Source organism: Luteimonas composti, from assembly GCF_042678665.1.
GTDB lineage: Bacteria > Pseudomonadota > Gammaproteobacteria > Xanthomonadales > Xanthomonadaceae > Luteimonas > Luteimonas composti.
Window position 1 is genome coordinate 424,253 of record NZ_JBHTKU010000004.1, and the last position, 24,673, is coordinate 448,925.

Sequence of the window (24,673 nt, forward strand, 5' to 3'; positions counted from 1 at the left end):
GACGGGGTTCACTGCGCGGCCTGGCGGCGCTCGCGGGTGGCCGCGTCGATACGGCGCAGGATCGCGGCCGTCATCTCGCGCTGCATCTCGCGGCCGAGCAGCTCGGCTTCGGTGTCGGTGCCGGTCTGGTCGGTGGGCACCGAGATGTAGTCGCGCGCCAGTTCCACCGCCTGCTGCGGCACGATCTCGTCGCCGTTGGCGTCGGTCAGGGCGAACACCACCGCGTAGCGCAGCGTGTATTCCTGCGCGCGGCCGAACTGGTCCAGGCTCAGCGGCATCGAATCCCAGCGCTCGGAGCGGATCGCCAGCACGGCCAGGCGGCCGCGCGTACCGGACTCGGCCACGTCCACGCCGGCGTGGCGCAGGGAACGCTCCAGCGACAGCGCCAGCGCGCTGTAGGGATCGCGCGCGGTGACCCGCACCTGCCCCAGGTCGTCGGGCACCTGCAGCGCCTCACGGAGGTGGAAGCCGCAGCCCGAAAGGCCGAGGGCGAACAGGGCGGCGAGCAGGCAGGTCCGGATCATCGCCGAAGTCTGGCCGAGGCCGGGGACGGCGGCAAGCGCGCCGGCGCCGGTCATTCAGCCCGCCACCACGTTGACGATCTTGCCCGGCACCACGATCACCTTGCGCACGGCCAGGCCCTGCAGGAAGGCCTGCACATTGGGATCGGCCAGGGCCGCGGCCTCGATCGCCTCGCGCGCCGCGTCCACCGCCACCTCGATGGTGCCGCGCAGCTTGCCGTTGACCTGCACCGCCAGGGTGACCGCGTCGCGCACCAGCGCCGCCGGGTCGGGCCGCGGGAACGGCACGTCCTCCAGCAGCGTCTCCGGATGGCCCAGCGCCTGCCACAGCGCATGGCTGGCGTGCGGGGTGATCGGGTTGAGCAGCAGCACCATCGCCTCCAGGCATTCCTGGCGCAGGGCGCGGCCGTTGGCCGAGGCGTCGTCGAACTTCGCCACCGCGTTGAGCAGCTCCATCACCGCGGCGATCGCGGTGTTGAAGGCGTGGCGGCGGCCGTAGTCGTCGCCGACCTTCTGGATGGTCTCGTGCAGCTGGCGGCGCAGGGTCTTCTGCGCCGGCGTGGCGGCGGCCGCATCGAAGGCGCCGCCGGGGCCGTCCCCGGCGTGGCGCTGCACCTGGTTCCACAGGCGGCGCAGGAAGCGGGCCATGCCTTCGACGCCGGCCTCGTTCCACTCCAGCGACAGCTCCGGCGGCGAGGCGAACATCGAGAACAGGCGCACGGTGTCGGCGCCGTAGCGGTCGATCATCGCCTGCGGGTCGACGCCGTTGTTCTTGGACTTCGACATCTTCTCCACGCCGCCGACCAGCACCGGGTGGCCGTCGGACTTCAGCGTCGCGCCGTTGACCCGGCCCTTGTCGTCGCGCTGCACTTCCACGTCGGCGGGGTTGAACCACTCCTTCGCGCCGTTGACGTGCTCGCGGTAATAGGTGTCGGCGATCACCATGCCCTGGGTGAGCAGGCGCGTGGCCGGCTCGTCGCTGTCCACCAGGCCCTCGTCGCGCAGGAGCTTGTGGTAGAAGCGGAAATACAGCAGGTGCAGGATCGCGTGCTCGATGCCGCCGATGTACTGGTCCACGGGGGTCCAGTACTTCGCCCGCGCATCGACCATGTCGGCGGCGCCCGGCGAGGTGTAGCGCGCGTAGTACCAGCTCGACTCCATGAAGGTGTCGAAGGTGTCGGTCTCGCGCTCGGCCGGCTTGCCGCAGCCCGGACAGGTGGTCTTGCGCCACTCCGGGTCCGACTTGATCGGCGAATGCACCACGCCCGGGTTGGCGAAGGCGTCGGCCACGTCCTCGGGCAGCACCACCGGCAGCTGGTCTTCCGGCACCGGCAGCGCGCCGCAGTCGTCGCAGTAGACCACCGGGATCGGGCAGCCCCAGTAGCGCTGGCGGCTCACGCCCCAGTCGCGCAGGCGGAAATTGACCTTGCGCCGGCCGCTGCCTTCGGCCTCGAAGCGCTGCGCGAGTGCGGCGAAGGCGCCATCGTAGTCCAGGCCGTTGTACTCCCCGGAATTGATCAGGAAGCCGCGCTCGGTATGGGCACCGCGCTGCTCGATGCCGTCGAGGTAGTCGCGCACCACCGCCACCGCGGCCGAAGTATCGTAGGCGTCGACCGAGCCGCCGGCCAGCGCGGCCTGGAATGGATCTGCGTCGTGCGCCACGTCACCGGCGATTTCCGCCAGCGCGTCGCGCACGCCCGGCGGCACGATCACCGGCCGCACCGGCAGGCCGTAGGCCTTGGCGAACTCCCAGTCGCGCTGGTCGTGCGCCGGGACCGCCATCACCGCGCCGGTGCCGTAGCCCATCAGCACGAAGTTGGCGACGTAGATCGGCACGTCCTCGCCAGTGACCGGGTGGATCGCCCACTGGCCCGTGGCCATGCCGCGCTTGTCCTGGGTCTCCAGGTCGGCCTCGGACACGCCGCCGCGCTTGAGGTCGTCGAGGAACGCGGCCAGTTCGGGATTGGACTGGGCGGCCTTGAGCGCAAGCGGATGCTCGCCGGCGATGGAAATGAAGGTCACGCCCATCAGCGTGTCCGGGCGCGTGGTGTAGACGGTCAGCGGCGCGTCCTCGCCGTCGACCTTGAACTGGATCTCCAGGCCCTCGCTGCGGCCGATCCAGTTGCGCTGCATGGTCTTGACCGAATCCGGCCAGCCCTCGAGCGTATCCAGGCCGTCGAGCAGCTCCTGCGCGTAGTCGGTGATGCGCAGGAACCACTGCGGGATCTCGCGCTTCTCCACCAGCGCGCCGGAGCGCCAGCCGCGGCCGTCGATCACCTGCTCGTTGGCCAGCACGGTCTGGTCGACCGGGTCCCAGTTCACCACGGAGTTCCTGCGGTAGGCCAGGCCCTTCTTCATCAGGCGCACGAACATGCGCTGCTCGTGCACGTAATAGTCCGGCGAGCAGGTGGCGAACTCGCGCGACCAGTCGATGGCATAGCCCAGCGACTTGAGCTGGGCGCGCATGTGGTCGATGTTGGCGTAGGTCCACTTGGCCGGCGCGGTGGCGTTCTTGATCGCTGCGTTCTCGGCCGGCAGGCCGAACGCGTCCCAGCCCATCGGCTGCAGCACGTTCCTGCCGGTCATGCGCTGGTAGCGGCTGATCACGTCGCCGATCGTGTAGTTGCGCACGTGGCCCATGTGCAGCGCACCCGACGGGTACGGCAGCATCGACAGGCAGAAGAACTTCGGCTTGCCGGGCTGCTCGGTGACCTCGAAGGCGCGGGTGTCGTCCCAGAAGCGCTGTGCGGCGGCCTCCACCGGGGCGGGCTGGTAGGCGGCGTTTTCTGGGTTCGCGGACTCGACGGACACGGCTGGGCACTGGAAAAACAGGGACGGGAAGCCTACCGCAGCGCGGCATTCCCGTCATTCGCGGCGGCGCCGGCGGCCTCGTCCGGCGCGGCTGGAACCCGCCGGCACGGCTGCGCTGTGGTTCAATCGCGCGACCTTCGCGAGCCGACCGCCCATGCCCGACGCCCTCCGCCTGCTCCCCCTCCTCGCCCTCGCCGCGGGCCTCTCGCCGCAGCTGGCCGCCGCCGGACCGGTGGCGCTGCACTGCGATCGGCTGTTCGACGCGCGCAGCGGCCGCGTGCTGGGCGAGCACACGATCGTGGTCGAGGACGGCCGCATCCAGTCGGTGCTGCCGGGCCGCGCCAAGCTGGCCGAGGGCACGGAGTCGGTGATGCTGGCCGGCCGCACCTGCCTGCCGGGCTGGACCGACCTGCACGTGCACCTGGGCGGCGAGTCCAGTCCGCAGAGCTATTCCGAGGGCTTTCGCCTGGATCCGGTCGACTACGCCTTCCGCGCCGTCGGCTACGCCGGCAAGACCCTGCGCGCCGGGTTCACCACGGTGCGCGACCTCGGCGGCGAGGTCAGCCCGCACCTGCGCGATGCGATCAACCAGGGCCTGGTCGAGGGCCCGCGCATCTTCGCCGCCGGCAAGTCGATCGCCACTACTGGCGGCCATGCCGATCCCACCAACGGCTACAACTCGATGCTCTCGCACCTGGTCGGCCCGCCGGGCCCGACCGAGGGCGTGATCAATTCCGTCGAGGAAGCGCGCCAGGCCGTGCGCCAGCGCTACAAGGACGGCAGCGACGTGATCAAGATCACCGCCACCGGCGGCGTGCTGTCCTATGCGAAGTCGGGCGATGCGCCGCAGTTCCGCGTCGACGAGATCCAGGCGGTGGTCGAGACCGCGAAGGATTACGGCTACACCGTGGCCGCGCATGCGCACGGCACCGAGGGCATGAAGCGCGCGGTGGTCGCCGGCGTCACCAGCATCGAGCACGGCACCCACATGAGCGACGAGGTGATGCGGCTGATGAAGCAGCACGGCACCTGGTACGTACCGACCATCTACGCCGGTCGCTTCGTCGCGGACAAGGCCAGGGAGCCGGGTTACTTCCCGGAGATCGTGCGTCCCAAGGCCATCGCGATCGGCTCGCAGATCCAGGCAACGGCCGGCCGCGCCTACCGCGCCGGGGTGAAGATCGCCTTCGGCACCGACCAGGGCGTGGGACCGCACGGCGACAACGCGCGCGAGTTCATCTACATGGTCGAAGCCGGCATCCCGGCGGGCTACGCGCTGCAGGCAGCGACCCTGCACGCGGCGCAGGTACTGGGCGTGGACGACCAGGGCGTGATCGAGGCCGGCAAGCGGGCCGACATCATCGCCCTGCCCGGCGACCCGGTGGCCGACATCGAGGCGGTGCTGGGCGTGGACTTCGTGATGAAGGACGGCCGCATCCACCGCCGGCCGGAGGCCTGATGGACCTGGAATGGCTGGGCTACCTCGCCGCCACGCTCACCACGCTCGCGTTCGTCCCGCAGGCGGCGAAGACCATCCGCAGCCGCGACACCAGCGGCATCTCGCTGGGGATGTACGTGGTCTTCATCGTCGGCGTCGGCTGCTGGTTCGGCTACGGCCTGGCGCTGGGGTCGTGGCCGATGATCCTGGCCAACGCGGTCACCTTCGTGCTGGCGGCGCTGATCCTGGCGCTCAAGCTCCGGCACGGCTGATCCGCGACCTCAAGCTCCGGCACGGCTGGGCCGGTCGGCGCGGGGCCTCAGCGGCGCACGACGCCCGTTGCCCACCACGTCCACGCGAACCAGGCGGCGAACGCGAGCCGCTGGCTGATGCCGGCGCCGAGCAGCGCCGGCACCAGTACGCCCAGCCCGAGCACCAGCAGCCAGGCGATCCCGGTTGCGGGTCGCAATGCAGGCATGGCCGCGGCCAGCAGCCCGGCGCCGGCCAGGAACGCGATCCACCACAGCGTCCACGCCACGGCGTGCAGGCGGCTGGCGCCCGCGTCGGGCTCCTCCGGGTCCAGCGGCAGCAGCCCCTGGGCGGCGAAGGCCAGCGCGGCCAGCAGCAGCAGCGTGCTGCCCAGCCGGGCGTCCATGCCGCTGCCGCCGGGCAGGCGCCCGCGCAGGCGCCAGGCCACCGCGGCCAGCAGGACGCCGGGCATCACGAACACCAGCAGGTTGAACGCCAGCGCGCGCGGCATGCCCTGCGCTCCCGGCAGTGCGAGCGGATGCGCGAGCTGCGAATAGCCCGGCAGGGCGAGGCCGAAGGCGACGGCCGCGCAGAACGCGATCGCTGCGGCAATGGCGACGACTCGACGCTCTGCCATCACCGTCCCTCCTCCCAGTGGAACACGTCCTCCACGCCCACCCCGAACGCGCGCGCGATGCGGAACGCCAGCTCCAGCGAAGGCGCGTAGCGCCCGGCCTCGAGCGCGAGGATGGTCTGGCGCGTGACCCTGCAGGCGTCGGCCAGCGCCTGCTGGGTCATCTCGCCGTGCTCGAAGCGCAGTCGCCGGATCACGTTGGCGATGGGCGTTCCGGTCATTGCCGGTCGCGCCAGTACAGCCAGGCCGTGCGCGCCTCGCCGGCCACGTTCGCCACCAGGATCGGCAGCAGCAGGAGCAATGCCGCGCGCAGCGGTTCGAGCGGCGCGCGGACCACTTCCGGCGCAAGCATCCAGGCGATGGCGATCACGACCAGCCCCAGTTCCAGCAGGCGCCTGGACAGACGATCTGCCTGCGCGCGCAGCGCGAGGTCGCGTTCGTCCTCGGGCACGTCTCGATGGCGCAGCGCGGCCTCGATGGAGCGCCGCCGCATCAGCGGCCAGCCCAGGATCACCAGCACCCACGCGGCGAAGAACAGATAGCCCGAGAACACGCCCTGGGCCTGACCCAGCGACAGGCCGACAAGCATCAGGATCGCGACGAGGCCGGCGCCAAGCTGCTGCCAGCTCGCCCTCTCGCCCGGCGACTGCGTCTCGCCGTCTCGGCCGGGGCGTTCGGCGAGGTGCTGCAGCACGCCGGCCAGCGCAATCAGTCCGAACATCGCGCCGCCGGACAGCAGGTGCCAGGCCGCGTCGCGCAGGCCGATGACCACCAGTGCGACGCCGAGCGCGGCAACCGCCACGAGGCTGGCCAGGGTCCAGCGGTTGCGCGTCGTGGCGCGTGGTCCGACAGCGCGGTTCATACGCTCCTCCTCCGGTCGGCCAGGTAGATCAGTGCGGTCGCCGCGTATTCGACCAGCCAGCCCAGCATCAGCGCGAACACCAGCACGTTGGCGATGCCCAGGTGCGAGGCCCAGGCCAGGCGCTCGACAGGCGTGAAGCCCAGCAGGACCGCCAGCGCAATCACCGTCGCCACCAGGGCGGTCCGGCCGTGGCTCGACGCCCGCCGGGCGACCGCGCGGTCGCGCTCGTCTTCCTCGACCGTGCCCTTCCAGCGGGCAGCCACCACCCGCGACAGCACCGCCCAGGCGATCAGCAGCATCACCAGGCTGCGCGCCACGCCCTGCGCGGTATATCGGTCGACCGACGGCCCGAGGAACAGCTCGGCGCGGGTGGCAAGAAACAGCACCGCCACCAGCATGAACCCGGTCCCGATCCAGGCCTTCCATTCGCCCGGCGCGATCGCGCGTTCGCCCTCGCCACGCGGCAGCCGCGACAGCGCCAGCAGGCTGGTCCAGGCCGCGGTCACCAGCAGGACCATGCCGGCGTGGCCGCTGTCCACGCCCAGCACGCGCGCCGGCCCGGCCAGCAGCAGCCACAGCGCCGGCAGCGCGATCGCGGCCAGTCCCATCACCTGCCAGGGCCGTGTCTGCACGATGTCATCTCCAGCGGACTTGATGTAATAAATACTTTACTCAACGCCGGGCAATGTCAAGTATTTTTTACGCGCTGGCGTGGCGCGGCGGTGCGGCCTCAGGCATGGGCCGCGATTTCAGCGCGCAGCGCGCGCGCCAGCCCGCCCCTGCGTTCGACCCGAAGCCCGGACAGGCCCAGCCAGCCGGCGAGCTGTCCCAGCTCCGCGGCCAGTGCGCCGGCCGTCTCCGCCGGCGCGTCGGGCTCCACGTGCGCGCTGCGCACCACGAGCGCGCCTGCGCGGCGGTCGGCCTTGAGGTCGACGCGCGCCACCAGCCGGTCGCCCAGCAGGAAGGGCAGCACGTAGTAGCCGTGGCTGCGCAGGTGCTCGGGCACGTAGATTTCGATGCGGTAGCGGAACCCGAACAGCCGCTCGGTGCGCTCGCGCTCCCACACCACCGGATCGAAGGGACTGAGCAGGGCGCGCGCGGCAATGCGCCGCGGGATGCGCGCATCGCGATGCAGGTACGCCGGGCGGTCCCAGCCTTCGATACGCACCGGCAGCAGCTCGCCCGCCTCGACCAGGGCCGCGACTGCGGGCCGGCTCTGGCTGTGGTGCATGCGGTAGTAGTCGCGCAGGCAGGCCTCGGTGGCGATGCCGTGTGAGATCGCCGCGCGCCGCACCAGCCCGATGAAGGCCTCCGCGTCGGCAGGCACCGGCTGCGCCAGCACCGCCGCGGGAAGCACGCGTTCGGGCAGGTCGTACAACCGCTCGAACGCGGCGTTGCGCCCTGCCACGGCGAGCTCGCCGGTGGCGAACAGGTACTCGAGCGCCTTCTTGGTCGACGACCAGTTCCAGCCCCAGCCGGTCTTCGCACGCGGCAGGCCGTCGTCGAGGTCGCGCGCGGTGGACGGGCCGCGTTCGCGCACCTCGGCCAGCAGCGAGGCGACCAGCTTCTGATCGTGGCGCATCGACGACCATTCGTGACCGCGCTCCCGATAGGCGCGCATGCGGTGCTGCATGAGCGGCCACAGTTCGACCGGCATGAACGCGGCCACGTGCGCCCAGTACTCGACGATGCGCCGCGGCGCGTGCTCGGCGGCGCGCTGCAGCAGGCCGGTGTCGTACGGGCCCATGCGGCTGTACAGCGGCATGTAGTGCGCCCGCTGCAGCACGTTGACCGAATCGATCTGCAACACGCCGGTGCGCGCGAGCGTGCGCGAGAACGTGCGCAGCGTCGGCGTGGCGTGGCGGCGGTCGGCGAATCCCTGCGCGGCGAGCGCGATGCGGCGCGCCTGGGCGCGGTCGATGGCGAGGCCCACGATCACTCCGTCAACGGGAAGGTTGCGGCATTGTGCCCGGTTGTTTTCCGCGGCTCTGCCACAATGTGGGGGATTCGCCGCCGAGGAGCCCGCCGTCCATGTCCGTCCAGAACAGCACCCCGCACGTCTTCGACGCCACCACCGCCGGCTTCGAGGAGGACGTCCTGCGCAGGTCGCTGGAGGTGCCGGTGCTGGTCGACTTCTGGGCCGAGTGGTGCGGGCCCTGCAAGACGCTCGGCCCGATCCTGGAAAAGCTGGCGGGCGAGTTCCACGGCGCCTTCCTGCTGGCCAAGGTCGATACCGAGAAGGAGCCGCAGATCGCCGGCGCCTTCCAGATCCGCTCGATCCCGACCGTGTTCCTGGTCAAGGACGGGCAGATCGTCGACGGCTTCCAGGGCGCACTGGCCGAGGGCCAGGTACGCCAGTTCCTGCAGCACCACGGCATCGCGCCGGCCGAACCCGCCGACGAGGCGCCTGCCAAGGCGGCGCCGCTGGACCCGCAGGCCGAGGTCGCGCGCCTGCGCGAGGCGGTCGCGGCCGAGCCCGACAAGGACGAGCTCAGGCTCGACCTGGCGCTGGCGCTGCTGCAGACCGGCGCCCCGGCCGAGGCCGAGCGCCTGCTCGACGCCCTGCCCGCCAACCTCGCCACCGACGACCGCGCGGTGAAGGCGCGCGCGCGCCTGGGCTTCGCCGCCCTGCTGGCCGACGCGCCGCCGCCGGCGGCGCTGGAGGCGGCGATCGCGGCGGATCCGGGCGACCTGCGCGCGCGCCACCTGCTCGGCGTGCACCGGATCGTGGGCAACGACCCGGAAGGCGGCCTCGAGCAGTTCCTGGAGATGCTGCAGCGCGACCGCAGCTTCGAGGACGGCCTGCCCCGGCGCGCCCTGATCGATGCCTTCCGCATCGTCGAGGACGCCGAGCTGGTGGGCCGCTACCGCCGCCGCATGGCGTCGCTGCTGCTGGTCTGAGGGCGCGGCGCGAACGCGCTCAGCTCAGCCACAGCGTGATGGTGAACTGCAGCGCGCGGTACACGACCACGTTGACCAGCACCGTGCCGGCCAGCAGGGCCAGCGCTCCCAGCGCGGCGCGTCCGCGTCCAACGCCATAGCCGCGCGCCACCTGCCGCCAGGTCCAGGCGGCCAGGGCACCGAGGAAGAGCAGCGACAGCGCCGTGACCGCGCCGCGCGGCCCGGCGTACTGCTGGATCCAGCGCACCGCCTGGCCGAACGCCAGCGTCGCCGGCACCAGCATGGCGAAGAAGTGCAGGGTCACCACCACATGTTCGGCGTAATAGCGCCGCGTGCCGGCCAGCGCGGCCATCAGCAGCAGCGCCACGAACGGCACGTGCAGCACCAGCAGCGCCTTGCTCACGTCGCCGGCGATGGCATCGTAGTCGCGGCGCAGCTGCGCAAGGGTGTAGCCCTCGCCGCCGCTGGCACGCTCGCGCGCGTCGCGTTGCGCCACCACGCGTTCGACCAGCCCGGTGGTCACCACGCGATGCAGCTGTCCGGGAAATCGCTCGATGCCCGGCGCCGCCTCGTCGCCCAGTGCCGCCGCCGCAACCGGTCCCGGCACCTGGCTGGCGAACGACAGGTCGAAGTCGGCACGCAGCGGGGCCATGAAGTACACGACATTGGCGAGCAGGAACAGGCTCAGCGGCGGCAGCCAGCGGCGCCTGCGGCCCGCCATGTAGTCGCGGTCGAGCAGCCCCGGGCGGAACGCCAGCGCCCGCAACGTGCCCCACAGGCGGCCGTCGAGGTCGGTCAGCAGCTCGAAAGCCTGCGCCAGCAGGTTAGCCAGGCGGCGGTCGGCCTCCACGAACCGCTTCTGGCCGCAGGCCGCGCACCACTCGCCGGTGAGCAGGGCGCCACAGTTGCGGCAGGCTTCGTTGGCTGGCACGGCGTGCTCCGGCTCCGGACCCCGGCATTCGAACACGCGCGGGCCCACGAAGGAACATTCCATACCTTTGCGTATGGTAGAGTCCCAGCCCCCCACTCGCCCCCTGCCGCGCCATGACCCGCCTGCTGGCCCGAATCCGCTGGATGTTCAACCTGTGGCCTCCGTTCCTGCTGAGCGGCATCCACGTGACCCACATGTCGCCCGACTGGCGCTACGCGCGGGTCGAGCTTCGCATGCGCCCCTGGAACCGCAACTACGTCGGCACGCATTTCGGCGGCAGCCTGTTCGCGATGACCGATCCGTTCTGGATGTTCATGACCCTGCAGTCGCTGGGCCGCGACTACATCGTGTGGGACAAGGCCGCCGAGATCGAATTCGTGAAGCCCGGCCGCGGCGTGGTGGTGGCCGAGTTCCACCTGCCCGAATCGACGCTGGACACGATGCGCCGCGAGACCGCGTCGGGGCAGAAGTACCTGCCCTGGTTCGACCTCGACGTGCGCGACGCGCAGGGCGACGTGGTCGCGCGCGTGCGCAAGCAGCTCTACGTGCGCCGCAAGCGCGACCGGACCGGGTCCGCCGCCGACTGACGCGGCTCCCGCCGTCGCGGACGGAGGCGCCAGGTTGCGCACGGATTCACTGCCAGCGCGGCGCGCCTTGTATATCCTCCCCCGTGGAACCAGGGGAGCTTCATGGGTAAAGGGGCAAGCGCCAGCACGCAGGTGCCGATGCCGGACATCGCCGGCTACCGGTTGACGCGCGTGATCGGCGAGGGCGGCATGTCGACCGTGTACCTCGGCACGCAGGTGTCGCTGGGGCGCGAGGTGGCGATCAAGCTCATGCGTCCGGAAGCGCTGGCCGACGAGGTCAGCCGCCGCCGCTTCGAGAACGAGGCGCGCACGATCGCGCGGCTGGAGCATCCGCACATCGTCGGCATCCACGAGGTCGGACGCAGCGCCGACGGCCTGCCCTGGTATGCGATGCCCTACCTGCCGCGCGGCCACGTCGGCCAGCGCGACCTCACCGGCGATCCGGAGCGCGTGCGCGAGATCCTGCGCGCCCTGCTGTCGGCGCTGGGCTACGCGCATGCGCGCGGCGTCGTGCACCGCGACGTCAAGGCCGAGAACGTGCTGTTCGACGAGGCCGACCGGCCGCTGCTGGCCGACTTCGGCATCGCCCTGCGCCGCGGCCACGGCACCCGCGTCACCATGACCGGGCTGGCCGTGGGCAGCACCGCCTACATGGCGCCCGAGCAGGCGCGCGGCGAACAGGTCGACCACCGCGCCGACCTGTACAGCGTCGGCGTGCTGGCCTGGGAAATGCTGGCCGGTGAGCTGCCCTACAAGGCGGACGACGCACTGGCGATGGCGATCCAGCACGCGCAGAAGCCAGTGCCGAAGCTTCCGCCCGGACTGCGCCACTGGCAGCGGTTCATGGAACGCGCCCTGGCCAAGTCGCCGGCGAGGCGCTTCCACGATGCGGCGCAGATGCTGTCCGCGCTCGAGCAGGTGCCGGCCTCTGCGCATGCAGGCACCTGGCCCGGCTTGCCGGTGGTGCAGCGCCTGCGCGCCGTGCCGGGCATGGCCTGGATCGGACTGGCGCTGGTGGTCGCGGCGGCGCTCGGGCTGGCGCTGCAGCGCACGGGTCCCGTCATGCCCGCCACCGGCTCCCCGCCCGCCCTTGCTGCCGGCGTGGCGCCGCCGGCCGTGCACCCGCCCGCGCCGACCGATGGCGATGCGATGCATGGCGCCGCGCCGCTGTCGCCTGCCGACCTCGCGATCGACCGCATGCACGAGCGGATCGCGGCCGGCCGCCTGGCCTGGCCGGCGGAGGACAGCGCCACCGCCCACCTGCTGGCCGCCGCGCGTGCCGATCCGAAGCACCCGCAGCTTGGCGAGTCGGCGGCCGTGCTGACGGACGCGCTAGGGGCGGCCGCGGCCGATGCCATCGCGCGGGATCGCGACGACGATTCCGGACTGCTGTTGCGCGCAGCCGCGCGCGTGCGCGAAGGCGCCGGCGCCGTGCCGGCCGATGCGCTGCGCCGCTGGCAGGACGGCGTCGGCAAGGCGCTGTCGACGCGCATGGAGGCTGCCGCAGGCAAGCTCGATCGCGCGCGCGCGCAGCGCGTCGTCGAATTCGCGGGCCTGGCCGGCCTGCCGGCGCCCGCCAGGCAGCGGCTGCAGGCGCAGGCCGCGCGCGTGCCGGACCTCGGCGGCCGCACCGCGGACGACCTCGACGGCATGGTGCTGCTCGAAGGCCCCGGCAAGCCGGTCGCCGCCTTCCCCCGTCCCGTGAGTCGCGCCGAGTACGCGCGTTTCGCCGAAGTCAACGGCCGCGAACCGGCCCTGTGCCGCGAACGCATCTCGCTGCTGCGCGTGCTCGACCCGCGCAACTGGCAGACGCCGGGCTTCGAACAGGGCGACGGCGATCCGGTGGTGTGCGTGTCCTGGCGGGACGCCGATGCGTATGCGCAATGGCGCGGGCGTCGCGACGGACATCGCTACCGGCTGGCGACCGCGGCCGAAGCCGCCCGCCTGCCGGCGGCCCCTGGCGAACGCGCAGTGTCGGAATGGCGCGCCGACTGCGGCGACAGCTGCGCACGCCGCGCGGCCACGGGCCCGAGCTGGCGCACCGACAGCCGTTCGCGCTCGCTGGTGGCCGAACGCGGCTACGACGACGTCGGCTTCCGCCTCGTCCGCGACCTTTAGGCCGACCGCGCCGGGCGCCACCGGCAGCGTGCGCTGGCGCCGTAAGCGCAGCGCGCAGACGCAGGGTCACGGCAGGCGTTGAGGGCGGCCACGGCGCGGGCGGCGGCGCAGATCGCCCGCACCAGGCGCATGGTGGCGTCGTTGCCCGGCTGCCAGGCGTGGATGTCGGCCTCGTCGACCAGGATGCTGGGACCACCTTGGCGTGGGCGTCCGTCATGACCCGAGCCATGTTGCGTCGCACGCCCCCTGCGCCGCCGCGCGCCGGTGCGCCCGGTAGAATCCACGCATGTCATCGCCCCCCTCCTTCGCGCAGCGCGTGCAGCGCCTGTTCCTCACCGGCCTGCTGACCCTGCTGCCGATCTGGCTGACCTGGGTGGTGGTCAAGTTCGTGTTCGTGCTGCTGTCGGACATCAGCCGCCCCTGGGTGGGTCCGCTGGCGCAGCAGGTCGCGGCCTGGGCGCCCGACACCCTGGGCTGGATCAACGCCAGCTCCGTCCAGGCGACGGTGGCCATGGCGGCCACCCTGCTGCTGATCCTCGCGGTGGGCTGGCTGGCGCGGCGCGTGGTCGGCCAGCGCCTGCTGTCGTGGCTGGAAGCGCTGGTGCAGCGCATCCCGCTGGCCAACATCATCTATTCCAGCGCGCGCAAGCTGCTCGACATCCTGCAGACCAAGCCGGACGGCACCCAGCGCGTCGTGCTGATCGACTTCCCGCACAGCCAGATGAAGTCGGTGGGCTTCGTCACCCGCGTGATCCGCGAACAGGGCACCGGGCGCGAGCTGGCGGCGGTGTACGTGCCGACCACGCCCAACCCGACCTCCGGCTACCTGGAGATCGTGCCGGTGGAGAAGATCACGCCCACCGACTGGACGGTCGACCAGGCCATGAGCTTCATCATCAGCGGCGGCGCGGTGGCGCCCGACACCATTCCCTTCGATCCGCCGGCGCGGCCGGCGGCGCCCTGAGCACGATGGGCGCGCGCCTGCTCGACGACCGCGCCACCCGCCTGTTCATCGCGCTCGCGGCGTTCTTCTGCGCCAACGCGGTGCTGGCCGAGTTCATCGGGGTCAAGATCTTCGCGCTCGAGGACACGCTCGGCATCGCGCCGCTGGAATGGAACCTGTTCGGCCAGACCGGTTCGCTGAGCTTCACCGCCGGCACCCTGCTGTGGCCGGTGGTCTTCATCTTCACCGACGTCATCAACGAGTTCTTCGGCCGCCGCGGCGTGCGGATGATCTCGTGGATCGCGGTGGGCCTGATCCTCTACGGCTTCGCGTTCGCCTTCATCGCGATCTCGCTGGCGCCAGCCGGCTGGTGGGTGGAGGCCGCGCTGGCGCAGGGCGTGCCCGACTACCAGGCCGCATTCGCCGCGATCTTCGGCCAGGGCATGTGGACCATCGCCGGCTCGGTCACCGCCTTCCTGGTCGGACAGCTGATCGACGTGCAGGTGTTCCACCGCATCCGCCGCGCCACCGGCGAGCGCTTCATCTGGATGCGCGCCACCGGTTCAACCGCGGTGTCGCAGCTGGTCGACAGCTTCGTGGTGATCTGGATCGCCTTCGTGCTCGGGCCGCAGCAGTGGCCGACCTCGCTGTTCCTGGCGGTGAGCAGCGTCAACTACCTCTACAAGATGGCAGCGGCCGTCGCCCTGATCCCGCTGCTGTACCTGGTGCGGCGCGGCATCCGCGCCTATCTCGGCCTTGAGCGCGAGCGCGAACTGCGCGCGGCCGCCGCGCAGGACTGAAGCGGCCGCGGTCCGGCCGACCCCCTGGTGCGGAGATCGACGGCGCCAGGAGACGGCGCCATCGCAGGGGTCCGTGGTCGAAGATGCGTGCGGGCGGGCGCGACCCGCCCCGTCAGCGCGACGCGCCCACCCGCACGCAAGGCTCAGTACATGACCCGCAGGGTCACGCCGTAGGTCCGCGGCGCGCCGAGGAACGCGTTCCACGACCCGGTCTGGATCGGGGCGTCGAAGCCCACCTGGCTGTAGGTCTCGTCGGTGAGGTTGCGGCCCCAGAGTTCGACCGCCCAGCGCCGGTTGCGCGAACCGAGCACCACGCGTGCATCCACGACGGTGTATGCCTCCTGGAACTTCTGCGGATCGAGGTCGGACCCGGTGTTGTGGTCGCCGGTGTAGCGTGCCCCGAGATAAACGCGGCCCAGCAGGCTGTCGGCGAAATCCCACTCGTAGGTCATCGACGCGTTCGCCTGCCAGCGCGGCATGAAGCCCGGCGTGGCGCCCGGCAGCAGCACCAGGTCGGCATCGGGCAGCAGGTCGCTGCCGAACTCCGCCTGCAGCCAGGTCGCGCCGCCCTGCAGCGACAGGCCGTCGACCGGCGTCTGCCACATCAGGTCGAGGTCGAGGCCGTGGCTCTTGAGCTCGGGAATCGAGCGCACGACGTAGCTGGTGCCCAGGAAGCTGTTGAGCTGGAAGTCGGTGAAGGTCTGCTGGAACAGCGACGCGTTGAGCAGCAGGTTGCCGCCGGCCAGGGTCGACTTCAGGCCCAGCTCGTAGCTGTCGACGAACTCGCCCGGGAACGAGGTGTCGTCCACGGGCGTAATGCCGGACCCGCCCGAGGACAGGCCGTTGGACGACTGCACGCGGTCGAGGTTGAAGCCACCGGCCTTGTAGCCGCGCGCCGCCGACACATACGTCATCAGCGCGTCGCTCCAGCGGTAGGACGCGCGCAGCGAACCCGACCACTCCTTCTCGTCGCGCTCCTGCCAGGTGTCGCGGCCGTCGTGCATCACGTTGCTCCACGGCAGGCACATGTAGCCGATCACCGTCGGCACCAGTCCGGCGATGTAGGGTCCGGGCACGCCGCGGCCGGCCAGGGCCGCGCCGACCTGGGCGGGATTGACCAGTCCGTTGGCGCAGCCGATGCCGCCGTTCGGGTTGGACAGCTGCGAGCGCAGCGTCTTGCGCTCGTCGGTGTAGCGCGCGCCGATCGTGATGTCGAGTGCGTCGGTGGCGTGCCAGACGTTGTTGGTGAACAGCGCCGTGCTGCGCGCATTCTGTTCGAAGTGGTCGTGGCTGCCGCCACCGACGAAGGTCGTGCCATAGGGCCGGCCCGCCGCCTGCGACAGGAACAGGAACGGGTTGCTGGTGTCGACCAGCCCCGCCGGGAAGGCGCTGGCGATGTTGCTCAGCAGCGCGATCGACAGGTAGGGCTCGTAGGCGCCGCCCATGGTGATGCTGTCGTTGCGCACCAGGTCCTCGTCGGCGTAGAACGCGCCGAACATCCAGTCCACGCGCTCGCTCGATCCGGTCAGCCGCAGCTCCTGGCTGAAGGTCTCGAAGCCGACGTCGTTCAGGCCGTCGCCGTAGGGGCGGACCCAGATCGGCGCGGTGGTGAAGTCCAGGTCGCCGGAGTTGAGGTTGCTCCAGTCGCGCAGCGCGGTGATCGAGGTCAGGGTGGCATCGCCGATCCAGGGCGTGTCCCAGTCGACCTGCACCGACACGCCCTTGTCCTCCACCGACTGGCGGGTGATGTCGTTGCTGTAGGCCAGGCGCCGCGAGGGATCGGGGACGGGGATGACCCCCTCACCGCCGGCCAGCGCATCGACGATGGCGGCGGTGGGACCGCGCGTGGTGGTCACCGAGGCGCAGCATTCCTCGCTGCGGCTGGCGAAGTCGGCGATCGCGCGGATCCGCAGGCCGTCGGTCGGCTCGAGCAGCAGCTGGCCGCGCAGTCCGTGGAAGTCGAGGTTGCTGTCCTCGGTGCTGGTGCGCGGCCCGGCGCCGGTTTCGACGTCGAGGAATCCGTCGCGCCAGCGCTTGACGCCGTAGAGGCTGAACGCCGCGGTGTCGCTGATCGCGTCGTTGTAGCTGGCCGACACGCCGAACAGGCCGTAGTTGCCGGCGGTGACCTCGGCTTCGGCGCTCTGGTTGTAGGACGGCGCGCGCGTGACCACGTTGATCAGGCCCGCCGAGGTGTTCTTGCCGAACACCGTGCCCTGCGGGCCCTTGAGCACCTCCACCCGTTCGACCGGGCCGAGGTCGCCGAAGCCCACGCCGTTGCGAGGACGGTAGACGCCGTCGATCACCACCCCCACCGACGATTCGAGGCCGGGGTTGTCGCCGACCGTGCCGACGCCACGCAGGCGCACCGTGGTCTGGCTTTCCGAGGCGGTGCTGGTGACGCTCATGCCCGAGACCAGGTGCTGCAGCTCCTTGATGTCGCGCGCGCCTGCATCCTGCAGCAGCTGTTCGGGCAGCACGCTCAGGGTGATCGGCACGTCCTGCAGCGCCTCCTCGCGCTTCTGCGCGGTGACGACCAGGGCGTCGAGCGTGGTGGCGCGTTCGCTGGATGCGGGCTGTGCGGCGCTGCCGCCGTCCTCCTGCATGGCGTCAGCGGCGAGCGTGGTGGTCGCGAAACCGCACAGTGCGAACGCCACCGACGCGGCCAGCATGTTGCGATGGATCTTGTTGCCGTTCATGGGTCTACCCTCCCGTAGTCCTGCGTTGGGCCCCTCGTTGGCCGCCGCCCCCTGCGACGGCCCGGAAGCCTCGAATGTGTGCCTGTCTTCGTGTCGCCCGTGCTTCCGCGTCCCCTGCGTCCCCGCCTGTCCCGGACCTCCTCCGCCGCCGGTGTCCGCCTACGCCGCCTCCGCCCGCGCCAGTCCATGCAACGCGCGCAGGTGTTCGTCCGTCGTCCCCATCCGCAGCTCGAACGCCAGCAGGCGCCGGAAGCAGTGGCTGACGTCGAGTTCGTCGGTCATGCCCATGCCGCCGTGCAGCTGGACCGCTTCCTGGCCGACCCGGCGCGCGGCCTGGCCGACCACGACCTTGGCGCCCGAGACCGCCTCGCGCCGCGCCTGCGCGTCATTGCCCAGGCAGGCCGAGGTGGCCAGGTAGGTCATCGAGCGCGCCTGTTCGACCTGCATGTACATGTCCGCCATGCGGTGCTGCAGCGCCTGGAAGCGGCCGATCGGGGTGCCGAACTGCACCCGGTCGCGGGTGTACTGCACGGTGGTGGCGAGCGCGCGGTCGAGCACGCCCAGCGCATCGGCGCACAGCGCCGCCAGGCCGTGGTCGAGCGCCTGGTGCAGCGCTGCGGACGCGTCGCCGCTGCCGAGCCGCGCCGCGGCGGGCAGCTGCAGGTCCAGCGCGATGTCGGCCGCGCGCTGGCCGTCGACTGTGCGCAGCGTCCGCTGCTGCACGCCTTCGGCGTCGCACTCGACCAGGAACACGCCGGTGCCGTCGTCCGTGCATGCGCTCACCAGCAGCCAGCGCGCCATCGGCGCGTGGTAGACGCGGGCCTTGCGGCCGCGCAGGCGCCAGCCGTCGCCTTCCCTGGCGGCGGTGGTGGCGCGCGGCGCGAACCAGCCGCCGTCCTCGTCGTGGGCCAGCACCGCGATCGCCTCGCCCGAGGCCAGCGCCTCGAGCAGCGCCGAGCGCTGTTCGCCCTGCGCCAGCAGCGAGACCACGCGCGTAGCGAGCACCGCGCTGGAGTGGAAGGGTTCGAGCAGCAGGCCCGCGCCCGTCGCCTGCGAGACCAGCATCGTGCCCACCGGGCCGGCGCCGATGCCGCCGTCGGCCTCGTCGATGTCGAGCGCGAGCAGGCCCAGCTCGGCCAGCGCGCGCCAGGTGTCGGCCGACCAGCCTTCCTCGCCGGCGATGGTCTTCGCGCGGTGCTCGAGCGGGTAGTCGGACGCCAGATACCGCCGGATCGAGTCCTGCAGCATCTGCTGTTCTTCGGTGAAGGAGAAATCCATGCGTGGTGACCTCAGAGTTGCAGGACCATCTGCGCGATGATGTTGCGCTGGATCTCGTTGGATCCCCCGTAGATGCTCAGCTTGCGCAGGTTCATGTAGTGGCCGACGGCGCGCGGCACGTCCTCGCCGTCGCCTTCGTATTCCAGCGCGCGCGCTCCCAGCGCCTCGACCTGGAGTTCGGTGATGCGCTGCAGGATCTCGGTGCCGCGGATCTTGAGCATCGAGGCCTCCGGGCCGGGCGCCTGCTGGCGCGCCTCGGCGAAGATCACGCGCAGGTTGGTGACCTCCAGCGCGCGCAGTTCCAGCGCGACCTGGGCGATGCGCGAGGCGAACACCGGGTCGTCGGCCAGCGGCGCGCCGTCGCGCACGGCCTCGGCGGCCATGCGCCGCAGCCGCGCCAGTTCGCGCCGACTGGCGCCGATGCCGGCGATGTTGGTGCGCTCGTGGCCGAGCAGGAACTTGGCGCAGGTCCAGCCTGCGTTCTCCTCGCCCACCAGGTTTTCGACCGGCACGCGCACGTTGTCGAAGAACACCTCGTTGACCTCGTGCCCGCCGTCGAGCAGGCGCGTGGGCTGCAGGCGGATGCCGGGCGTGCGCATGTCGATCAGCAGGAAGCTGATGCCGCGCTGCGGCTTGGCGTCCGGATCGGTGCGCACCAGGCAGAAGATCCAGTCGGCATGCTGGCCGAGCGTGTTCCAGGCCTTCTGGCCGTTGACCACGTAGTGGTCGCCGTCGCGCTCGGCGCGGGTCTTGAGCGAGGCGAGGTCCGAGCCGCTGCCCGGCTCCGAATAGCCCTGGCACCACCAGTCGCTGCCGTCGAGGATGCGCGGCAGGAAGCGCCGCTGCTGCGCCGGCGTGCCGTAACGCATGATCACCGGCGCCACCATCTTCAGGCCGAACGGCAGCTGGATCGGCGCGTCGGCCGCGGCGCATTCGATGTCGAACAGGTACTGGCGGGTCTTGTCCCAGCCGGTGCCGCCGAACTCGCGCGGCCACATCACCGCGCCCCAGCCGTGCGCGTGCAGGATCTTCTGCCAGCGGCGCAGGTCGTCGGCCACCTGGCTTTCGTCGCCGCGGCGCACGCGGTCGCGGATGTCGCCTGGCAGGTGCGCGGCGACGAAGGCGCGCACTTCGTCGCGGAACGCGAGTTCGTCGGGGCTGAAGTTCAGGTCCATGGAGGCTCCGGTGGCTCAGGGCGCGTGCAGCGCGTCGAGGATCTGGCGCCGCAGCTGGGGCAGCGCGGTATAGGGGTCGGGGGGCGGCGCCTGCGTCTGCAGGGCGTCATGGCGGGCGCGCACGCCCGCCAGCGCCTGCGGGTGCGGCAGGATCCAGAAGCGGCGTTCGGCGATCGCCTCGAAGGTCAGGCGCGCCACGTCCCGGGCGGTGGTCTTCGCCGAGGCCACCGCCTTGTCGACCAGCGCCTGGCCGACGGCGGCGGCGCGGGTGCGGGTGCGCGCCGCGCGCGGGTCGCGGTTGCGGTCGGCCTTCGCGATCCCGGTGCCGACCCAGGACGGGCACAGCACCGAACAGCCGACGCGCTCGCCCACCAGCGACAGGTCCTGGTGCAGCGTTTCGGACAGCGACACGACCGCGTGCTTGGCGACGTTGTAGGGGCCGGTCAGCGGCGGGTCGACCAGCCCGGCCATCGAGGCGGTGTTGACCACGTGGCCGCGATAGCCCGGGTCCTTGGCGGCCGCCTCGAGCATGCGCGGCACGAAGGCGCGCACGCCATGGATCGTGCCCCACAGGTTGACGCCCAGCACCCATTCCCAGTCCTGCACGCTGGCTTCCCAGAGCAGGCCGGTGGTGCCGACGCCGGCGTTGTTGAACAGCAGGTGGACCGCGCCGAAGCGCGCCCAGGCATCGTGCGCCAGGGTCTGCATCGCGTCGCCGTCGGCCACGTCCAGGCGGCGCTGCATCACGGTGGTGCCCGTCGCCTCCAGCCCGGCAGCGGTCTCGGCAAGCGCATCGGCCTGCACGTCCACCAGCACCAGGGCCATGCCGGCATCGGCCGCCAGGCGCGCGAACTCGCGGCCGAAGCCCGATCCGGCGCCGGTGACCACCGCCACCCTGCCGCGCAGCTCGCCCATGGCCGCCGGCATGCTCATACGGCCGTGTACCCGCCGTCGACCGCCAGCACCTGGCCGGTGATGTGCGCGCCGGCATCGGAGGCGAACAGCAGCGCCGCGCCCTTGAGGTCGGCGTCGCCGCCGAGCCTGCGCAGCGGCGCATTGCCCATCAGCGCCTCCTCGCCCAGCGCGCCGATCACGCCCTGGCTCATCTTCGAGGGGAAGAATCCCGGCGCGATCGCGTTGACGGTGATGCCGCGCCCGCCCCACTCCGCGGCCAGCGCGCGCGTCAGGTTGACCACCGCGCCCTTGGAGGCGTTGTAGGCCGCGGTCTTGAGCAGCGCGCCGGCGTTGCCGCGCAGCCCGGCCACCGAGGCGATGTTGACGATGCGGCCGCTGCCGCGCGGCAGCATCGCGCGCCGCGCCACCTGCTGGGACAGCGCGAACAGCGCGCGCACGTTGAGCCCGAAGACCTTGTCCCAGGCTTCCAGCGGATAGTCCTCGGCCGGCGCGCCCCAGCTGGCGCCGGCGTTGTTGACCAGCACGTCGATGCCGCCGAACGCGGCCAGGCTCGCCTCGACCAGGCGCTCCGCCGCGCCGTCCACCGACAGATCGACCGCACAGGCCTCGGCGCGGATGCCGCGGCCGCGCAGGTGCGACAGCGCCTCGTCGAGCTCGTGCTGCTTGCGCGCCGCGACCATCACCGCTGCGCCATGGTCGCCCAGGGCCTCGGCGATCTGCAGGCCGAGGCCGCGCGAACCGCCGGTGACGAGGGCGGTGCGTCCGTCGAGGTCGAACAGGTTGCGCTGGCCGGTCATGTGCCCTCCCTCAGAACCATTCGTCGCGCATCGCCAGCGCGCTGTCGTCGTTGTCGGCCAGCCGGTCGAGCCACGCATCGACGCGCGGCAGCTCCCAGCGCAGGAACCAGCGCGCGGCCTGGCGCTTGCCGCGCGCGAACGCGTCGTCGCGCGCGCCCAGCGCCAGCACCTGGCCCAGCCACACCCAGGCCACGGTGACGTGGCCGAAGGCCTCGAGGTAGGCGCTGGCGTTGGCCAGGCGCGCGACCGGGTCCTCGACCTGCAGCAGCGCGGCGGTCACCTCGCGCAGACGCGCCAGGCGCGCCGCCAGCGGCTGCGCGAGCTCGGCACAACCGCCGCCGTTGGCGCGCGCCAGCGTGGCCTCGACCATGCGCACGTAGGCGTCCAACGCCGCGCCGCCCTGCATCGCCACCTTGCGGCCGAGCAGGTCGATGCCCTGGATGCCGTGGGTGCCTTCGTGGATGGCGTTGAGGCGGTTGTCGCGCCACAGCTGTTCGACGCGATAGTCGCGGGTATAGCCATAGCCGCCATGCACCTGGATGGCGAGGTCGTTGCCGGCCAGGCACCACTGCGAAGGCCAGCTCTTGGCGACCGGGGTCAGGATGTCGAGCAGCAGCCGCTTCGATGCGGCGGCCTCACCGTCGCCCGCCTCGTGCGCGATGCGCTGTTCGTCGACCAGGCGCGCGCAGGCCAGCACCAGGCCCAGCCCGCCCTCGGCGTAGCACTTCTGCGCCAGCAGCATGCGGCGCACGTCGGCATGCGCGACCAGCGGCACCTGCGGCTGCGACGCATCCTTGCCGGCCGGTCCCGGCGGCCGCCCCTGCGGCCGGTTGCGCGCGTAGTCGAGCGCGTGCAGATAGGCGGTGTAGCCGATCGCCGCGGCCCCCAGGCCCACGCCGATGCGCGCCTCGTTCATCAGGTGGAACATGCAGGCCAGGCCGTCGCCCGGCTGTCCGACCAGGTAGCCCACCGCGCCGCCGCGACCCTGTGGCCTGAACTTGCCTTCGCCGAAGTTGAGCGCGCAGTTGACCGTGGCGCGGTAGCCGAGCTTGTGGTTGATCCCGGCCAGGCTGACGTCGTTGCGCTCGCCGCCCTCGCCCGCCGTCAGCGTGCGCGGCACGATGAACAGCGAGATCCCGCGCGTGCCGGCCGGCAGGCGTCCGTCCGCGTCCGGCACCTTGGCCAGGACCAGGTGGACGATGTTGCCCAGGATGGTGTGCTCGCCGCCGGAGATCCACATCTTGCGGCCGGACAGGCGGTACTGCGGGCCCAGCGCGGAGTCGCGCTCGTAGTCGCCGCGGGTGGTGATGTCCGACAGCGACGAGCCGGCCTGCGGTTCGGACAGGCACATGGTGCCGGTCCATTCGCCGCGCAGCTGCGGCAGGGCGAAGGCCTCGACCTGCGCCGCCGAGCCGTGCGCCAGCAGCAGCGAGGCGTTGCCCATCGTCAGCATCGGATAGGCGCAGGCACCGATATTGGCCGCCGACAGCCAGGCCAACGCGGCCTTCTCCACCAGTACCGGCAGCTGCAGGCCGCCCACGGCCTCGTCCTGCGCGGCCGCGACCACGCCGCTCTCCGCCAGTGCGCGCACCGCGGCGGCGACCGCGTCCGGCAGCCGCACCGCTTCGCCGTCGAACGCCGGCTCCTCGCGGTCGGACAGCGCGTGGCATGGCAGCAGTACGTCCTCGCCCAGCCGCTCGCAGCTGTCGATCACCGCGTCGAAGGTCTCGCGCGAGTGCGCGGCGAAGCGCGGCGCCGACAGCAGCGACTCCGCCTCCAGCCAGTCGTAGAGCTGGAAGTCGAGGTCCTCGCGCGAGAGCAGCAGGCCGGTCATCGGCTCAGGCCACCTCGAACAGGCCGGCCGCGCCCTGGCCGCCGCCGACGCACATGGTGACGACGACGTACTTCACGCCGCGGCGCCGGCCCTCGATCAGCGCATGCCCGACCAGGCGCGCGCCGCTGACGCCGTACGGATGGCCGACCGCGATCGCGCCGCCATTGACGTTGAGCCGCTCGTGCGGGATGCCGAGCCGGTCCATGCAGTAGAGCACCTGCACGGCAAAGGCCTCGTTGAGCTCCCACAGGCCGATGTCGTCGACCGTGAGGCCGGCGCGCTGCAGCAGCTTCGGCACCGCGAACACCGGGCCGATGCCCATCTCGTCGGCCTCGCAACCGGCGACCGCATAGCCGCGGAAGATGCCGAGCGGGCGGATCCCGCGGCGCGCGGCCTCGGCGGCCGACATCAGCACGCTGGCCGAGGCGCCATCGGAGAACTGGCTGGCGTTGCCGGCCGAGACCACGCCGCCGGACAGCGCCGTGCGGATCTTCGACACGCCTTCATAGGTGGTGTCGGCGCGCACGCCCTCGTCGGCCGACAGCGTGACCTCGCGCGTGCCCATCGCCTTCGTCGCCGGGTCCACCACCGCCTGGCGGACGGTGATCGGCACGATCTCCTCGTCGAAGCTCCCGGCCGCCTGCGCCGCCGCGGCGCGCTGCTGGCTTTCCACGCCGTAGCGGTCCTGGCGCTCGCGGTCGATGCCGTAGCGCCTGGCGACGTTCTCCGCCGTCTGCAGCATCGGCATGTAGATGGCCGGATGGTGGCGCTGCATCCAGGCGTCTTCCAGCATATGCTGGTTGATGGTGTTCTGCACGGTGGAGATGCACTCCACGCCGCCGGCCACGTACACGCCGTCCTCGCCGGCGGCGATGCGCTGCGCGGTCTGGGCGATCGCCTGCAGGCCCGAGGCGCAGAAGCGGTTGACGGTGGTGCCCGGCGCACTGGACGACAGGCCGGCACGCAGCGCGATCTGGCGCGCGATGTTGCTGCCGGTCGCGCCCTCGGGCCAGGCGCAGCCCATGACCACGTCCTCGATCTCGGCCGGGTCCACGCCGGCGCGCTCGACCGCGTGGCGCACCACGTGTCCGCCGACGGTGGCGCCATGGCTGAGGTTGAGCGCGCCCTTCCAGCTCTTGGCCAGGCCGGTGCGCGCGGTGGAGACGATGACGGCTTCGTTCAT

The 24,673-nt window shown here is 71.8% G+C and carries 22 protein-coding genes and 1 pseudogene; 7 read left to right on the forward strand and 16 right to left on the reverse strand.

The features are described 5' to 3' along the window. Window positions 1-8: 8 nt before the first annotated feature. Both ACFQ2D_RS14000 and leuS read right to left on the reverse strand, forming a co-directional pair. A complete protein-coding gene (locus ACFQ2D_RS14000; RefSeq protein WP_386795683.1) occupies window positions 9-524 on the reverse strand; it encodes an LPS-assembly lipoprotein LptE in 516 nt (171 codons plus the stop codon). Window positions 525-578: 54 nt separating this feature from the next. Beyond that, the gene (gene leuS / locus ACFQ2D_RS14005) at window positions 579-3,332 is read right to left on the reverse strand and encodes a leucine--tRNA ligase (protein ID WP_280942501.1); all 2,754 of its coding nucleotides are present in this window, start codon (window positions 3,330-3,332) and stop codon (window positions 579-581) included. Window positions 3,333-3,486: 154 nt separating this feature from the next. Between leuS and ACFQ2D_RS14010 the strand changes: the two genes are divergently transcribed. Together ACFQ2D_RS14010 and ACFQ2D_RS14015 are read left to right on the forward strand one after the other, a co-directional pair. Continuing rightward, on the forward strand, window positions 3,487-4,791 hold the full coding sequence (locus ACFQ2D_RS14010; RefSeq protein ID WP_280942500.1) for a metal-dependent hydrolase family protein: 1,305 nt from the start codon (window positions 3,487-3,489) through the stop codon (window positions 4,789-4,791). Next, on the forward strand, window positions 4,791-5,042 hold the full coding sequence (locus ACFQ2D_RS14015; protein WP_280942499.1) for a SemiSWEET transporter: 252 nt from the start codon (window positions 4,791-4,793) through the stop codon (window positions 5,040-5,042). Before ACFQ2D_RS14010 ends, ACFQ2D_RS14015 begins: the two co-directional genes overlap by 1 nt. Before the next feature lie 47 nt (window positions 5,043-5,089). Here ACFQ2D_RS14015 and ACFQ2D_RS14020 read toward each other — a convergent pair whose 3' ends face one another. The 5 genes from ACFQ2D_RS14020 to ACFQ2D_RS14040 form a co-directional block, all read right to left on the reverse strand. Beyond that, window positions 5,090-5,656, reverse strand: a complete 567-nt coding sequence (locus tag ACFQ2D_RS14020) for a DUF998 domain-containing protein (protein WP_280942498.1) — start codon at window positions 5,654-5,656, stop codon at window positions 5,090-5,092. Further along, complete coding sequence (locus ACFQ2D_RS14025) at window positions 5,656-5,874, reverse strand: helix-turn-helix transcriptional regulator (protein WP_345782266.1); 219 nt, start codon at window positions 5,872-5,874, stop codon at window positions 5,656-5,658. The genes ACFQ2D_RS14020 and ACFQ2D_RS14025 overlap by 1 nt, the downstream gene beginning before the upstream one ends. Next, window positions 5,871-6,515 carry a hypothetical protein gene (locus tag ACFQ2D_RS14030; protein WP_280942497.1) on the reverse strand — a complete coding sequence of 215 codons (645 nt, stop codon included), beginning with the start codon at window positions 6,513-6,515 and terminating at the stop codon, window positions 5,871-5,873. Before ACFQ2D_RS14030 ends, ACFQ2D_RS14025 begins: the two co-directional genes overlap by 4 nt. After that, window positions 6,512-7,147, reverse strand: a complete 636-nt coding sequence (locus ACFQ2D_RS14035) for a hypothetical protein (protein ID WP_280942496.1) — start codon at window positions 7,145-7,147, stop codon at window positions 6,512-6,514. Before ACFQ2D_RS14035 ends, ACFQ2D_RS14030 begins: the two co-directional genes overlap by 4 nt. 98 nt (window positions 7,148-7,245) lie before the next feature. After that, the gene (locus tag ACFQ2D_RS14040; protein ID WP_280942495.1) at window positions 7,246-8,448 is read right to left on the reverse strand and encodes a winged helix-turn-helix domain-containing protein; all 1,203 of its coding nucleotides are present in this window, start codon (window positions 8,446-8,448) and stop codon (window positions 7,246-7,248) included. Window positions 8,449-8,546: 98 nt separating this feature from the next. On the opposite strand from ACFQ2D_RS14040, the gene trxA reads away from it, so the two are divergent. Then, window positions 8,547-9,416, forward strand: coding sequence for a thioredoxin (gene trxA, locus ACFQ2D_RS14045; RefSeq protein ID WP_280942494.1), 870 nt, complete (start codon window positions 8,547-8,549; stop codon window positions 9,414-9,416). 19 nt (window positions 9,417-9,435) lie between these two features. Here the strand turns inward: trxA and ACFQ2D_RS14050 are convergent, their stop codons facing one another. Next, window positions 9,436-10,347 carry a DUF3667 domain-containing protein gene (locus tag ACFQ2D_RS14050; RefSeq protein WP_280942493.1) on the reverse strand — a complete coding sequence of 304 codons (912 nt, stop codon included), beginning with the start codon at window positions 10,345-10,347 and terminating at the stop codon, window positions 9,436-9,438. 113 nt (window positions 10,348-10,460) lie between these two features. Between ACFQ2D_RS14050 and ACFQ2D_RS14055 the strand changes: the two genes are divergently transcribed. Continuing rightward, entirely contained in the window at window positions 10,461-10,934 is a 474-nt protein-coding gene (locus ACFQ2D_RS14055) for a DUF4442 domain-containing protein (RefSeq protein WP_280942492.1), read from the forward strand. A 102-nt stretch (window positions 10,935-11,036) separates the two neighbouring features. Beyond that, the gene (locus tag ACFQ2D_RS14060) at window positions 11,037-13,052 is read left to right on the forward strand and encodes a bifunctional serine/threonine-protein kinase/formylglycine-generating enzyme family protein (RefSeq protein ID WP_280942491.1); all 2,016 of its coding nucleotides are present in this window, start codon (window positions 11,037-11,039) and stop codon (window positions 13,050-13,052) included. Between the two features lie 65 nt (window positions 13,053-13,117). Here the strand turns inward: ACFQ2D_RS14060 and ACFQ2D_RS14065 are convergent. Continuing rightward, a pseudogene (locus ACFQ2D_RS14065) lies at window positions 13,118-13,326 on the reverse strand (2-oxo acid dehydrogenase subunit E2); the annotation flags it as partial. 12 nt (window positions 13,327-13,338) lie between these two features. Between ACFQ2D_RS14065 and ACFQ2D_RS14070 the strand changes: the two are divergent. Together ACFQ2D_RS14070 and ACFQ2D_RS14075 are read left to right on the forward strand one after the other, a co-directional pair. Then, window positions 13,339-14,016, forward strand: coding sequence for a DUF502 domain-containing protein (locus ACFQ2D_RS14070; protein ID WP_280942490.1), 678 nt, complete (start codon window positions 13,339-13,341; stop codon window positions 14,014-14,016). A gap of 5 nt (window positions 14,017-14,021) precedes the next feature. Further along, the gene (locus ACFQ2D_RS14075) at window positions 14,022-14,795 is read left to right on the forward strand and encodes a queuosine precursor transporter (protein WP_280942489.1); all 774 of its coding nucleotides are present in this window, start codon (window positions 14,022-14,024) and stop codon (window positions 14,793-14,795) included. 143 nt (window positions 14,796-14,938) lie between these two features. On the opposite strand, the gene ACFQ2D_RS14080 is transcribed toward ACFQ2D_RS14075, so the two are convergent. The 7 genes from ACFQ2D_RS14080 to ACFQ2D_RS14110 form a co-directional block, all read right to left on the reverse strand. Next, entirely contained in the window at window positions 14,939-17,491 is a 2,553-nt protein-coding gene (locus ACFQ2D_RS14080) for a TonB-dependent receptor (RefSeq protein WP_280942488.1), read from the reverse strand. Between the two features lie 159 nt (window positions 17,492-17,650). Continuing rightward, window positions 17,651-18,769: an acyl-CoA dehydrogenase family protein gene (locus ACFQ2D_RS14085; protein WP_280942487.1), complete on the reverse strand. Its 1,119-nt coding sequence runs from the start codon at window positions 18,767-18,769 to the stop codon at window positions 17,651-17,653. Window positions 18,770-18,780: 11 nt separating this feature from the next. Next, entirely contained in the window at window positions 18,781-19,944 is a 1,164-nt protein-coding gene (locus tag ACFQ2D_RS14090; protein WP_280942486.1) for an acyl-CoA dehydrogenase family protein, read from the reverse strand. A 15-nt stretch (window positions 19,945-19,959) separates the two neighbouring features. Next, complete coding sequence (locus tag ACFQ2D_RS14095; RefSeq protein ID WP_280942485.1) at window positions 19,960-20,859, reverse strand: SDR family oxidoreductase; 900 nt, start codon at window positions 20,857-20,859, stop codon at window positions 19,960-19,962. Window positions 20,860-20,873: 14 nt separating this feature from the next. Next, window positions 20,874-21,656, reverse strand: coding sequence for an SDR family oxidoreductase (locus tag ACFQ2D_RS14100; RefSeq protein WP_280942484.1), 783 nt, complete (start codon window positions 21,654-21,656; stop codon window positions 20,874-20,876). Window positions 21,657-21,666: 10 nt separating this feature from the next. Further along, window positions 21,667-23,490 carry an acyl-CoA dehydrogenase gene (locus tag ACFQ2D_RS14105; protein WP_280942483.1) on the reverse strand — a complete coding sequence of 608 codons (1,824 nt, stop codon included), beginning with the start codon at window positions 23,488-23,490 and terminating at the stop codon, window positions 21,667-21,669. A 4-nt stretch (window positions 23,491-23,494) separates the two neighbouring features. Beyond that, entirely contained in the window at window positions 23,495-24,673 is a 1,179-nt protein-coding gene (locus ACFQ2D_RS14110; RefSeq protein WP_280942482.1) for an acetyl-CoA C-acyltransferase, read from the reverse strand.